The following is a 13919-nucleotide window of genomic DNA, read 5'->3' on the forward strand; positions in this document are numbered from 1 at the left end:
CAAAGCATTTTAAATATTTATAAAAGATCTGAGGTATACGTAAGCTTTAGTTTTGAACCTACGTTATGTAAACGGAAGTTCAATATTTAGATGGGTACATGAAGCCTACTTATAATTGCAATTGAAAGTTTAGGAGGATGGAGACATCTGTGAGGACATCCACCTATTTTGGGATAGGTGTCAAAGTAAAGTTAAACGGTATTTTGGATAAAATAAAAGTAATCTTTAAGATTATGATTTCTAAAGAGAGGTTGAGAGATCTCTCTTTTTATGTCCAGCATAATGCATCTGTATTTCATTTTAATATATTTTAAAACTATATTTAAAAAGTGATTAAAAAATGGAACTATTATTTTAAATTGCAATAAAGTCTCAATAAAGTATTAAAAAAAATTAAACAAAAGTAACCTTAGTAACCTTGACTTTAAATTCTGAATATTTTAAAATGAAATTGTAATCGGTAAAAGTAATTTATAGGTAAATTTAATATATAAAGTTATTGGGGGGTAAAACAATGGATAAAAAAGTTTTAACTGTTTGTCCTTACTGTGGCGCTGGTTGTAATTTATACTTGCATGTAAAGAATGGCAAAATAATTAAAGCAGAGCCTGCTAATGGTAGGACAAATGAAGGATCACTGTGTTTAAAAGGACACTTTGGTTGGGATTTTTTAAACGATCCTAAAATATTGACATCTAGAATTAAACATCCGATGATAAGAAAAAACGGAGAGCTAGAAGAGGTAAGCTGGGATGAAGCTATTAGTTTTACGGCTTCAAGATTGTCACAAATAAAAGAGAAATATGGACCTGATTCCATAATGGGAACAGGATGTGCTAGGGGTTCTGGAAACGAAGCAAACTACATAATGCAAAAGTTTATGAGGGCGGTTATTGGAACCAATAACGTAGATCACTGTGCCAGAGTTTGACATGCTCCTTCTGTAGCCGGTCTGGCTTACGTTTTAGGAAATGGTGCTATGTCAAATGGTATACATGAAATAGATGATACAGATTTACTACTTATTTTTGGATATAATGGAGCAGCTTCGCATCCAATAGTTGCTAAGAGAATAGTTAGGGCAAAACAAAAGGGTGCAAAGGTAATAGTTGTAGATCCACGTATAACAGAGTCTGGTAGGATAGCAGATTTATGGCTCCCTATAAAAAATGGAACAAATATGGTTCTTGTAAATACTTTTGCCAACATACTTATAAATAAACAGTTTTATAACAAACAATATGTAGAAGATCATACTGTTGGTTTTGAAGAATATAGATCTATAGTTGAAAATTATACTCCTGAATATGCAGAAAAAGTTACTGGCATACCTTCAGAGGATATAGTAGAAGCTATGAAAATGTACTCAGGTGCTAAAAATGCCATGATATTATATGGTATGGGAGTATGTCAATTTGCTCAAGCTGTAGATGTAGTTAAGGGACTAGCTTCTATAGCATTATTAACTGGTAATTTTGGAAGACCTAATGTAGGTATAGGACCTGTAAGAGGCCAGAACAATGTTCAAGGTGCTTGTGATATGGGAGCACTTCCTAATGTATACCCAGGTTATCAAAGTGTAACTGACGATGCAATTAGGCAAAAATTTGAAAAAGCTTGGGGTGTTAAACTTCCAAACAAAGTTGGTTATCACCTGACACAAGTTCCTGAATTAACGCTTAAAGAGGATAAAATAAAGGCATATTATATAATGGGTGAAGATCCAGTTCAAAGTGATCCTGATTCTAATGAAATGAGAGAGACACTGGATAAAATGGAACTTGTAATAGTTCAGGATATATTTATGAATAAAACTGCACTCCATGCAGATGTAATTTTACCTTCCACGTCTTGGGGAGAACATGAAGGAGTCTTTAGTTCTGCAGATAGAGGATTCCAGAGATTTAGAAAAGCTGTAGAACCTAAGGGAGATGTTAAACCAGATTGGGAAATAATTTCAAAAATTGCCTGTGCTATGGGTTATAATATGCATTATAACAATACTGAGGAAATATGGAATGAACTTATAAATTTATGTCCAAATTTCAAAGGAGCAACTTATAAGAGACTCGAAGAATTAGGAGGAATCCAATGGCCTTGTCCATCTGAAAATCATCCTGGAACTTCTTATCTCTACAAAGGTAATAAATTTAATACACCTACTGGAAAAGCAAACTTATTTGCAGCAGAATGGAGACCTCCTGTAGAGCAGACAGATAAAGATTATCCACTCGTTCTTTCTACAGTTAGAGAAGTAGGACATTATTCTGTAAGAACAATGACAGGAAACTGTAGGGCACTTCAGCAGTTAGCCGATGAACCAGGATATGTACAAGTTAATCCAATGGATGCAAAGGCTAAGGGAATAATAGATGGTGAGCTTATGAGAATAAGTTCACGAAGAGGTTCTGTGGTTGCCCGTGCACTTATTACTGAAAGGGCAAATAAAGGAGCAGTCTATATGACCTATCAATGGTGGGTAGGCGCATGTAATGAACTTACATCTAATAATCTAGATCCAGTATCAAAAACTCCTGAATTAAAGTATTGTGCAGTAAAAATAGAAGCTATAAAAGATCAGAAAGAAGCTGAAAAGTTTATAAAAGATCAATATGATCTTTTAAAGAAAAAGATGAATGTTTAATATTTTAATATAAAGATGGCTAAAAAGACCTTGATTAAGAGGTCTTTTAGCCAAAAGCTTTAAATCAATAGGAGTTGATAGACTGTGATAGACGTACATGAAGCATTCAATATAGTAATGAATAACACAAAACTGCTTAAAGGTGAAGATATATCGTTGATAAATTCTCTTAACAGGGTATTGGCAGAGGATATAAGCTCAAAAGATAATCTTCCCCCATTTGACAAATCCTGTATGGATGGGTATGCTTTAAAAAGTGAAGATACTAAGGAAAAAATGTCAAAATTTCGAATTAAGGGAAGCATAAAGGCGGGAGATTTTTCTGATATAGTATTGAAAAATGGTGAAGCCATAAAAATAATGACAGGAGCTCCAGTACCAAAAGGTGCAGATGCAGTTATTCAAATAGAAAAAGTAAAAGTAGAAGGAAAAGAACTTCATGTATTAGAAAATATATCTCCTGGAACCAACATATTTAAAACTGGTGAGGAGATAAAAATTGGTGATGTTGCTTTAAGAAAAGGAAAGATTTTGAGACCTGCAGAAATAGGGTTATTGGCATCACTAGGTTATACTAAAATAAAATGTTATAAAGCCCCTAAAATTATAATAATAAATACTGGGGATGAACTTATAAATATAGATCAAAACTTAATGCAAGGTAAAATAAGGAATTGTAATGAATATACATTAATTGCCCTTATTAAAAATTTAAATGCAGAAGTTAAATCATATGGGATAATAAGAGATGATAAGGATAAGATTTTTAATGCTATAAAAACTGCATTTGAAGAGGGAGATATAATCATAACTACTGGAGGAGCATCTGTAGGTGATTACGATTTTATAGAAGATGTTCTTCAGAAAATAGGAACAGATATAAAGTTTACTTCGGTAGCTATTAAACCAGGAAAACCAGTTGTTTTTGCAACTTTTAAAGATAAATTGTTCTTTGGACTTCCAGGAAATCCGCTTTCGGTAATAAATTCATTTGAAAGTTTTGTAGCACCATCTATTAAAAAAATGATTGGAAGAGATGATGCGTTTCCTGAAGAATTTCCTGTAACTTTAAAAGATGATTTTAAATCAGGAAAAGAAAGAGACTGCTATATGTATGTAAACATAAAAAAGGAAGATAACCGTTATTATGCCTATGATGTAGGAAGACAAGATTCCAATGGGCTTTTTACGCTTACTAAGTCAAATGGAGTCGTCATCATGGAAAAGGGAACTAGTATAGCAAAAGCTGGAGATATTTTAAATGGAAAATTTATATTCAAATAAGAGGTCAGTAATTTCTATTATTTCATCTAGTTCAAATTCGGGTAAGACTACCTTGATAGAAGGAATAATAAGAATTCTAAAAAGCAGAGGATATAAGGTTGGTGCAATAAAGAATGATGCTCATAAGTTACAGATAGATTACCCAGGAAAAGACAGCTTTAGATTTACAGAGGCAGGTGCGGACAATGTTGTTATTGCATCGGATAATACAGTGGCTATGATAAAAAAAGTAAGTGGACCCAAAAGTATAGAAGAACTACTGTTGCTTTTTCAAGATGTAGATATTGTAATAGTGGAAGGCTTCAAGGGTAACGAATTTCCTAAAATAGAAGTATACAGGAAAAATGCAAGCAAATGTTTACTTTACAAAAATTCTAAATATAATTTTCAAAATTTTGTAGCTATTGTAACCAATGAAAACTTAATAACTGATATTCCTGTATTTGATATAAATGATACAAAAAAAATAGCTGATTTTATTGAGAACGACTTTATAGGAGGTAACAAAAATGGAGAAAACCATGGAACTTCATGTAGTCAAATATGACAAAGAATGTAAAAAGACAGTAGAGGAATCAACTATTTGTGAATATCCTTTAAATGTATTTGTAAATGGTGAACATTTGACAGTACTCTTATGTACGCCTGAAAAGCTTAAGGAATTAACAATAGGTTTCTTGACCTTTAGAGGTGTTATAAAATCTCTAGATGAAATAAAATCTCTAGAGATAGATGAAAAAAGTGGAGCGTCCAGGGTAACTTTGAAAAATAGCCAATTTAATAAAGAGTTGTATTCAAAGCAAGTGCTTCCTATAACATTTAGTGAAAATGAGAAAAGTAAGTTCTTTTCGTATATTATTGATTCCATGGAAATTAGTATAATCAACAATGATAATGTTTACATTCATGTCGATAAAATCTATGATCTAATGATGGACAATCTTGGATATTCCAAGACGTTTAAACTCACTGGAGGAACACATTGTGCAGCTCTTTGTGATGAAGATAAAGTAATATCTATTTGTGAGGATGTGGCTAGACACAATGCTGTAGACAAGCTTATAGGTGAGGCATTTATAAAAAATATTTATTTAAAGGATAAAATAATATTTGTGAGCAGCAGAGTATCTTTTGAAATGGTATATAAAATTGCTAGGCTAGGGGTACCTATAATAATATCTAAATCTGCACCTACAAGTCTTTCTATAGAATTTGCAAAAGCTTTAAATGTTACATTAATTGGATTTGTAAGGGGAGAAAGAATGAATGTATATACAAATCCACAGAGAATAATATAGTAATTTCTGTTAACATATTTTTGAATATAATCTTAAAAAATTAATCATATAGTTATATAAAAATAATATAATATTTAATGTTAATAATTAGTCCCTAATTAAATAGGACTAAGTTTATATTTTAATTTTTAAATAAGGTAATTAAAATAATTTTAAATTAAATGTGTTATATGTTTTAAAATTATTTCTTAAGTATAGAGGCTCAAATCTTTGGTTTAGAGCTAATATCTTATTCCTTCTAATATTTTAAGGGGGAAATCAATTATAATATTCAAATGGGAGGGTGAAGTATTTAATGTTAACTAAACAGCAAAATGAAGACCTGTCTGGACAAGATGTAATTGAAAAATATCCTAAAGAGCAGAGATTTACTCTTGCTATACTACAGGATATACAGAGAAAGTACAAATATATACCAAGAGAAGCACTGGAGAATTTAGCTAAGTATTTGGACACGCCTGTAAGTAGACTGTATGGTATGGCTACTTTTTATAAGGCATTGAGCCTTACTCCAAAAGGGGAAAACATAATAACTGTATGTGATGGAACCGCTTGCCATGTTGCTGGTTCTATGGTTGTAATGGATGAACTTGAAAAGGCAATAGGAATTAAACCAGGTGAAACTACAGAGGATCTCAAATTTTCAATAAATACAGTTAACTGTATAGGATGCTGTGCAATAGCTCCTGTCATGATGATAAATGACAAATATTATGGAAATTTAACACCTAAACTGGTTGAAGAAATTCTTAGTGAGTATAGGAGTGAGAGTGATGAGTGATAAAAAAACTGTCAATATATGTTGTGGGACAGGTTGTTTAGCTAAAGGCAGTATGGAAGTATATGAAGAAATGAAGGCACAAATAGCTAAATTAGGGGCAAATGCAGAAGTAAATGTTAAATTAAAAGCAACAGGTTGCGATGGATTGTGTGAGAAAGGTCCTGTACTGAAAATATATCCAGATGACATTGCATATTTTAAAGTTAAAGTAGAAGATGTAGAAGACGTAGTAAAAAAGACATTGATGAATGGGGAAATAATTGAAAAATTATTATATTTTGAGACTGCTACAAAACAGAGATTAAGAAATCATAAAGAAAGTGAATTTTGTAAAAGACAATACAAAATTGCTCTCAGAAATGTTGGTGAAATAGATCCAATAAGTTTGGAAGATTATGTTGAAAGAGGCGGATACAAAGCTCTTAAAAAAGCAATAAGCAGCATGAAACCTGAAGATGTGCTTGAAGAAATAACAAAATCAGGTCTTAGAGGAAGAGGTGGAGCAGGATTCCCAACAGGACGTAAATGGAAAACTGCTGCAGATATTGATACATCACCTATATATGTAGTATGTAATGGTGATGAAGGAGATCCTGGAGCATTTATGGATAGAAGTATAATGGAGGGAGATCCTAACAGTGTTATAGAAGGTATGACATTATGTGCTTATGCAGTAGGAGGTACAAATGGATTTGCTTATATAAGAGATGAATATGGACTTGCTGTAGAAAATATGCAGAAAGCTATTAATAAAGCAAAAGATGAAAATTTATTAGGTAATAATATATTAGGAACTGATTTTTCCTTCGATATACAGATAGTAAGAGGTGGAGGAGCTTTTGTATGTGGTGAATCTACTGCACTTATGTCGTCTATAGAAGGTATGGTAGGTGAACCTAGAGCTAAATATATACACACTACAGAAAAAGGATTGTGGGGACAACCTACAGTTTTAAATAATGTAGAAACTTGGGCCAATGTACCTATAATAATTGAAAAAGGCGGAGATTGGTATCATGCTATAGGAACTATGGAGAAGAGTAAGGGAACAAAGGTATTCTCATTAGTTGGAAAAGTTAAGAATACTGGACTTGTAGAAGTACCTATGGGAACTACTCTTAGAGAAATAATATATGATATTGGCGGTGGAGTATTAAATGATAGAAAGTTTAAGGCAGTTCAAATAGGTGGACCTTCAGGTGGATGTTTACCAGCTGAATATTTAGATTTGCCAGTAGATTATGATACTTTGGTTAAAGCAGATTCCATGATGGGTTCAGGCGGAATGATCGTAATGGATGATAGAACCTGTATGGTAGATGTAACTAGATATTACCTGAGCTTCTTGGCTGAAGAATCTTGTGGAAAGTGTGTACCTTGTAGAGAAGGCGTAAAGAGGATGCTTGAAATACTCACTGACATATGCAATGGTGATGGAAAAGAAGGAGACATAGAAGAGCTTCTCGAAATATGTTCCATGACAAGCAAGGCATCTCTGTGCAGTCTTGGTAAGAGTGCTCCAAATCCAGTAATTGCTTCTATAAGATATTTTAGAGATGAATTTGAAGAGCATATAAAGAATAAGAGATGTAGAGCAGGAGTTTGTAAGAAACTTACTACATTTGGTATAGACGAGGATAAATGTAAGGGATGCGATATGTGTAAAAAGAATTGTCCAGCTGATTGTATAACAGGGGAAATTAAGAAACCACATACAATAGATGCTGATAAGTGCTTGAGATGCGGTAACTGCATGAACATCTGTAAGTTTGATGCTGTTAAGGTTCTATAGGGAGGTGAATGTAGATATGAAAATTACAATAGATGGAAAAGCTTGTGAAGCTGAAAAAGGAGAATTCATATTACAAATAGCAAGAAGAAATAACATATATATACCTACATTATGTCACAGCGATGCATTGCCTGGGCTTGCTAGCTGTAGACTATGTATAGTTAAAGTAGTAGATAGGGGACGTGCAAAGATAGTAACTTCCTGTATATTCCCTGTAAGTAAGGAAGTAGAAGTTATAACTAATGACGATGAAATAAAGAGAATGAGAAAAAACATAGTTATGCTTTTAAAAGTAAGATGCCCTGAAAATAAAGAGGTAAATGAATTAGCTAAAGCCTTTGGAGTAGAGGAAAAGAGAGTAAAGAGGTTCAAATTGGATCCAGAACAAAATTGTGTTTTGTGCGGACTTTGTGCAAAAGCTTGCAAGGAATTAGGTACTGGAGCAATTTCAACAGTTAATAGGGGTATGTATAAAGAAGTAGCAACTCCATATCACGAATCTTCACCGGAATGTATAGGATGTGCTTCCTGTGCAAATGTTTGTCCAACTAATGCAATAAAAGTTGTGGATAAAGATGGAGAAAGAGAAATATGGGGCAAAAAATTCAAGATGGTTAAGTGTGATTTGTGCGGAGAATATTTTGCTACAGAAGAACATGTAAAATATGCTTACAATAGGCTTGGAAAAGAGCAGCCAGAAAAACTTATGTGTAGCAGCTGCAAGAAGAAAGTTACAGCCAAAGATGTCAAAAATATTTTTGAGAACGTGTGAAAATTAAAAGAGGGGTGGTAATTTAAATGAAACCAGAGTTTAATTCTTTTGTAATAGCCGATCCTGACAAGTGCATAGGCTGTAGATCTTGTGAGATTGCCTGTGCTGCAAAACATAGAGAAGATACTCAAGGAAAAACCATTGGAACTATGAATAATAAAGTTACTCCAAGGTTATTCTTTGTTAAAAATAAAGGAAATGTAATGCCAGTACAATGCAGACATTGTGAGGATGCACCATGTCTAAATGCCTGCCCAGTTAATGCTATAGTTGAAAAAGATGGAAGTATCATTATAAATGAAAGTGCATGTATAGGATGTCAGACCTGTACAATAGTATGTCCGGTAGGTGCTGTAAGTTTACTGCCTAGAACTCAAGGTAAAGTAGTTACAGGAGGAATTCAGGTTAAAGTAAGAGCAGCAGCTTATAAATGTGATTTATGTAAGGAAGAGGGAGGAGAACCTGCTTGCGTCAAAGAATGTCCAAAAGAGGCCTTGAGGTTAGTAGATCCTAGAGAAGATAAAAAAGATCGTAGTGTGAAAGCTGCTATGGAACTGTTAAATATAAACGCAAATCTCTAATTTATAAGTTATAAAAATCCGGAAAAGAAAGGAATGTTAAATATGCCAACTAGTACTTCTATGATAAATATAGATGAAGAATTATGTACAGGCTGCAGACGATGTGCGGATGTCTGCCCTGTAGATGCTATAGAAGGTGAACAGGGTAAACCTCAGAAGATAAATACTGAAAAGTGTGTTATGTGCGGACAATGCATTCAAGTTTGTAAAGGCTATCAATCTGTATACGACGATGTTCCTACTCCAGTTAGCAAAAGGTTATTTGATAGAGGATTGTTAAAGGAAGTAGATGAACCATTATTTGCAGCATATAATAAAGGTCAGGTAAAGAGTGTTAAAGAAATTTTACAAAACAAAGATGTATTTAAAATTGTGCAATGTGCACCTGCTGTAAGAGTTGCTATAGGAGAGGATTTTGGAATGCCTCTTGGAACTTTAAGTGAAGGAAAAATGGCAGCTGCACTCAGAAAATTAGGATTTGACAAAGTATATGATACAAACTTTGGTGCAGATCTTACTATAATGGAAGAAGGTAGTGAGTTACTAAAAAGAGTAGCTGAAGGCGGAGTTTTGCCAATGTTTACTTCTTGTTGTCCAGCATGGGTAAAATATGCAGAACAAACATATCCAGAACTTTTACCTCATCTTTCAAGTTGTAAGTCTCCAAATCAGATGGCTGGAGCTATATTTAAAACTTATGGAGCAGAGATAAATAAGGTTAATCCGGCTAAAATTTATAATGTATCTGTTATGCCATGTACATGCAAGGAATTTGAAAGTGAAAGAGAAGAAATGCATGACAGTGGACACAGGGATGTAGATGCAGTTATAACTACAAGGGAATTAGCACAACTGTTCAAAGATGCTGATATAGATTTTAATACTATTGAAGAAGAACAGTTTGATACTCCTCTTGGTATGTATACCGGTGCAGGAACTATATTTGGTGCTACAGGTGGAGTTATGGAAGCAGCACTTAGAACTGGATATGAACTTTATACTAAAAAAACTATTCCAAGTATAGATCTTACTATGGTAAGAGGTGGAGAAGGTTTTAGAACTGCTGAAGTAGATTTAGGGGATATTAGACTAAAAGTAGGAGTAGTTTCCGGCTTAAAAAATGTAAAAGACGTTATGGAATCAGTAAAGGCAGGCAAATGTGATTTGCACTTTATAGAGGTTATGACCTGTCCTCAAGGATGTATAAGTGGTGGAGGACAACCTAAAGTTATACTTGATTCAGATAAAGAGGAAGCTTATAATAATAGGAAAAAGGGACTATATAATCATGACGCTAATCTTACTTATAGAAAATCACATGAAAATCCAGAAATAAAGAAAATATATGATGAGTTCTTAGACAAACCATTAGGAGCTAAGTCTCATGAATTATTGCACACTAAATATATCTCAAGAAAAAAGGAGAGTTAATAAAATGAAGAATTGCCTCGTAGTAGCAGATCCTAATAAATGCATAGGATGTAGGACTTGTGAAGCAGCTTGTGGTATTGCACATTCAGGAGGGGACTTTTTTAACACAAATGTATCCAAGATTAATTTTAATCCTCGCTTAAATGTGATAAAAACTGCTAAAGTAAGTGCTCCTGTTCAATGCAGACAATGCGAAGATGCACCTTGTGGTAAAGCTTGTCCAGTTAACGCTATTTCAAATGAAAATGGTTATGTTAGTGTAAATAAAGATGTATGTGTTGGATGTAAAATCTGCATGTTAGCTTGTCCTTTTGGAGCTATTGAATTAGCTTCTCAATATAGGGATGGAGAAGTTGTAGACCAAAAGGGACTTAAGATGAGTGAGGAAGGTAATCCTACTGTGAATGGAAAAGGAAGAGTGGTAGCAAATAAGTGTGATCTCTGCCAGGATAGGGATGGAGGGCCTGCTTGTATAGAAGTTTGTCCTACAAAATCTCTCAAACTAGTTACTTATGATGACAATAATAATATAGTTGAAAAAAAAGATGACGACGAACGTGAAGTAAGCTAAAAAGTATATCAAGTGATTCTTAGGTTCAGGTGGAGATTGCTTATAAGGAATACCTTTTCTCCATCTGAACCTTATTAACAGTATTCTTAGTGTCTTTAGCACTTAGAATACGTTATCCTTTAGGGGAAGAACTTATCCAGGTGCGTAGCAGTGATTATCCCCCGCTTTGAAGAAGATGGGGGGTTAGCAATGGTAGCAATCGGATAAAACTATAGATAATATTTAGGAGCTTTCATCATAGCCATATGGTGAAAGCTCTTAGTTTTTTGTTGTATATAACTTAACTCAATTTTTTAAATACCAAAGTACAAAGATTAAAGAAGAAATTTGGATAAGTAAAAAATACTCCAGCATAGGGGTCTAACTATGCTGGAGTATTTTTACTTAGATTTTAGGTTTAGGGCTATTAAAATGTTTTTTCAAACATATATTCACATTTATATTTAAGCAACTCTTGTGCCAATTGTTGTCCTGTTGAAACAAGACACCTTATATTTATATAATATCATAATGACACAAAAAGTCAATATCATTATGATATTATATAAATATTTATCATAATGATACAATGATTTTCCATGATTGTTCTCAAAATGTGATATACTAAAACTAAATAGAAGATTTACATATAGAAGGAGGTTAAAGAATGGAAGATATGAGTTTCCTAGATGATGTAGGTAGTATGTGCAGGATTGATATGGACAGTATATTGGAATATGATATATCATCTTTTATACTTAAAGCTATTTTTGATTGCTGTTACGATGGTCTCATAATTACAGACGAAAACCTTTTAATAAAAAAAGTTAATATAACAACTGTTAAAATACTGGGAGTGAAAGAAGAAACTTTATATTTAACTTATTTAAATGAAATATTAAAGGATGAAATATTAAAAACTGTGGTACTTACTGGAGAAAACAAATGGTCGCAAGATTGTAGTTTTTATATAGATGGAAAAAGGATAAGATGTGTTGTAAATTTGGTGCCTGTAAAATTAAGAGGACGAATAATAGGATTAGTACTAGCTATTAGAGATACTAAAAACCTACATAAGATGGTAAATAATTTAGTGGGTTATAAGGCTTCATTTACTTTTGATGATGTCATTACAAAAAATGAAAGGGAGAAAACTGTCATAAAGTTAGCTAAAAGAGCAGCTAAAACAAATTGTAATATACTCATAGAAGGTGAAAGCGGCACAGGAAAAGAAGTATTTGCCCAATCTATTCATAATTACAGCAGTAGAAGTAAGGGGCCTTTTGTAGCTGTAAACTGTGCTGCAATACCTAGAGAATTAGTAGAAAGTGAACTTTTTGGATACGAAAAAGGTGCCTTTACTGGTGCATCAAAAGGAGGAAATCCAGGAAAATTTGAATTAGCAGATGGAGGTACAATATTTTTAGATGAAATAGGAGAACTCCCACTTGATATTCAGTCAAAACTTTTAAGGGTATTAGATAACCTTAAAATAGTTAGGGTTGGAGGAAATTATGAAAAATCTATTGACGTAAGAGTAATTGCGGCAACCAATAGGGTACTTAAAGATGAGGTTGAAAACAAAAATTTTAGAGGAGATCTTTATTATAGACTTAATGTCATGAATATTCATCTTATTCCTCTAAGAGACAGAAAGGAAGATATAGAACTTTTAGCCCAGTATTTTGTGAGTCAGCTTAATATTAAGAATCCATGTGATCCCAAGTATATAGACCCTTCCTACATAGAAAAGTTGAAGAGGTATAATTTTGAAGGAAATACAAGAGAACTTAGAAATGTAGTGGAAAGATCTTATTATCTTTGCGAGGATACCATGATAACCTCAAAGTACTTGATTGGTAGGAGTGGAAAAGCTGAAATACAAATAAGTAATGATTTATCAAAAGAAATTTTACCTTTAGAAGTAGTAGAAGAACGATGTATACGAAATGCACTTGAATATTGTAAAGGAAATGCCATGAAGGCGTCTGAATTACTACGAATAGGCAAGGCAACTATATACAGAAAGATAACTAAGTATGACATAGATTTGAATTTATATAATGATAAATCTGAAAATTGATTTAAGTTTAAAATTGCAATATAGTTGTGATACTAATAAAAAACGAAAAATAACATGTAAATAATTAAAAGTAGAAAAATATTGCCAAATATTTTAATTGTATAATACTAGTGATTAGAAAAACTTAAATAAAGGAGGGTATGTATGTTTTTAGGCAAAGTTGTTGGAAAGGTTGTTTCTACCCAAAAAAGTGAAAAGCTTATAGGAAACAAACTATTAATAGTAAAAAAAATAGATGAAAAAGAAAATTTAATAGGTGATCATTTTGTTGCTGTAGATACTGTAGGTGCAGGTGCTAATGACACTGTAATTGTGGTTACAGGAAGTGGATCAAGAAATTCTAGTGATTCTCAAAATGATATACCAATAGATGCTTCTATCGTAGGTATTGTAGATTCTATTGAATGGGATGAACATTAATTGATAAATATAATTAAAAATTAAGAGTTAAAAATTAATAGTTAATGTGGATTTTTTTCCGTTACACTACAAAAAATCTTTGATTAAATTTTTGATAGCTCGTTTCGCTAAAGCGAAACATGGCTGGTTCATATAAATTTAAAGATTTTTTGCGAGAGCTAAAAATCATCCTTGACTATTAATTTTTCATTATTAATTCTTAACTTGCGAAGCTTTGCTTCGCAAAGTTTTATATGTGCGAAAGTTGAGTTATATTGTATAAAGTAAATGGATTATAATTACG

Annotated in this window: 12 protein-coding genes and 1 other RNA gene; all 13 read left to right on the forward strand. The window is 32.8% G+C overall.

Features of this window, described 5'->3' with window-relative positions:
* Positions 1–22: 22 nt before the first annotated feature.
* The 13 genes from ssrS (at position 23) to CLAU_RS13715 (ending at position 13636) form a co-directional block, all read left to right on the forward strand.
* Positions 23–214: non-coding RNA, 6S RNA (gene ssrS / locus CLAU_RS20100), on the forward strand.
* A 300-nt stretch (positions 215–514) separates the two neighbouring features.
* Positions 515–2644 carry a formate dehydrogenase subunit alpha gene (gene fdhF, locus CLAU_RS13660; RefSeq protein ID WP_081650146.1) on the forward strand — a complete coding sequence of 710 codons (2130 nt, stop codon included), beginning with the start codon at positions 515–517 and terminating at the stop codon, positions 2642–2644.
* A gap of 84 nt (positions 2645–2728) precedes the next feature.
* The gene (locus CLAU_RS13665) at positions 2729–3928 is read left to right on the forward strand and encodes a molybdopterin molybdotransferase MoeA (protein WP_023162853.1); all 1200 of its coding nucleotides are present in this window, start codon (positions 2729–2731) and stop codon (positions 3926–3928) included.
* Complete coding sequence (mobB, locus tag CLAU_RS13670; protein WP_023162854.1) at positions 3906–4475, forward strand: molybdopterin-guanine dinucleotide biosynthesis protein B; 570 nt, start codon at positions 3906–3908, stop codon at positions 4473–4475. Before CLAU_RS13665 ends, mobB begins: the two co-directional genes overlap by 23 nt.
* The gene (gene fdhD, locus CLAU_RS13675) at positions 4438–5226 is read left to right on the forward strand and encodes a formate dehydrogenase accessory sulfurtransferase FdhD (protein WP_023162855.1); all 789 of its coding nucleotides are present in this window, start codon (positions 4438–4440) and stop codon (positions 5224–5226) included. Before mobB ends, fdhD begins: the two co-directional genes overlap by 38 nt.
* A 295-nt stretch (positions 5227–5521) precedes the next feature.
* Positions 5522–6007: an NADH-quinone oxidoreductase subunit NuoE gene (gene nuoE / locus CLAU_RS13680; RefSeq protein WP_013237373.1), complete on the forward strand. Its 486-nt coding sequence runs from the start codon at positions 5522–5524 to the stop codon at positions 6005–6007.
* Positions 6000–7799, forward strand: coding sequence for an NADH-ubiquinone oxidoreductase-F iron-sulfur binding region domain-containing protein (locus CLAU_RS13685; protein WP_013237374.1), 1800 nt, complete (start codon positions 6000–6002; stop codon positions 7797–7799). The genes nuoE and CLAU_RS13685 overlap by 8 nt, the downstream gene beginning before the upstream one ends.
* A gap of 16 nt (positions 7800–7815) precedes the next feature.
* Positions 7816–8571 (forward strand): 2Fe-2S iron-sulfur cluster-binding protein, encoded by a 756-nt coding sequence (locus CLAU_RS13690; RefSeq protein WP_023162856.1) that lies wholly within the window; start codon positions 7816–7818, stop codon positions 8569–8571.
* 26 nt (positions 8572–8597) lie between these two features.
* Positions 8598–9152, forward strand: coding sequence for a 4Fe-4S dicluster domain-containing protein (locus CLAU_RS13695; RefSeq protein WP_013237376.1), 555 nt, complete (start codon positions 8598–8600; stop codon positions 9150–9152).
* A 42-nt stretch (positions 9153–9194) separates the two neighbouring features.
* The gene (locus CLAU_RS13700; RefSeq protein ID WP_023162857.1) at positions 9195–10583 is read left to right on the forward strand and encodes a [FeFe] hydrogenase, group A; all 1389 of its coding nucleotides are present in this window, start codon (positions 9195–9197) and stop codon (positions 10581–10583) included.
* A 4-nt stretch (positions 10584–10587) separates the two neighbouring features.
* Positions 10588–11154, forward strand: coding sequence for a 4Fe-4S dicluster domain-containing protein (locus CLAU_RS13705; protein WP_013237378.1), 567 nt, complete (start codon positions 10588–10590; stop codon positions 11152–11154).
* A 682-nt stretch (positions 11155–11836) separates the two neighbouring features.
* Complete coding sequence (locus tag CLAU_RS13710; protein ID WP_242832289.1) at positions 11837–13216, forward strand: sigma-54 interaction domain-containing protein; 1380 nt, start codon at positions 11837–11839, stop codon at positions 13214–13216.
* A 144-nt stretch (positions 13217–13360) separates the two neighbouring features.
* Positions 13361–13636 (forward strand): EutN/CcmL family microcompartment protein, encoded by a 276-nt coding sequence (locus tag CLAU_RS13715; RefSeq protein WP_023162860.1) that lies wholly within the window; start codon positions 13361–13363, stop codon positions 13634–13636.
* Positions 13637–13919: the final 283 nt, after the last annotated feature.

Source organism: Clostridium autoethanogenum DSM 10061, assembly GCF_001484725.1.
GTDB classification, from domain to species: Bacteria; Bacillota; Clostridia; order Clostridiales; family Clostridiaceae; genus Clostridium_B; species Clostridium_B ljungdahlii.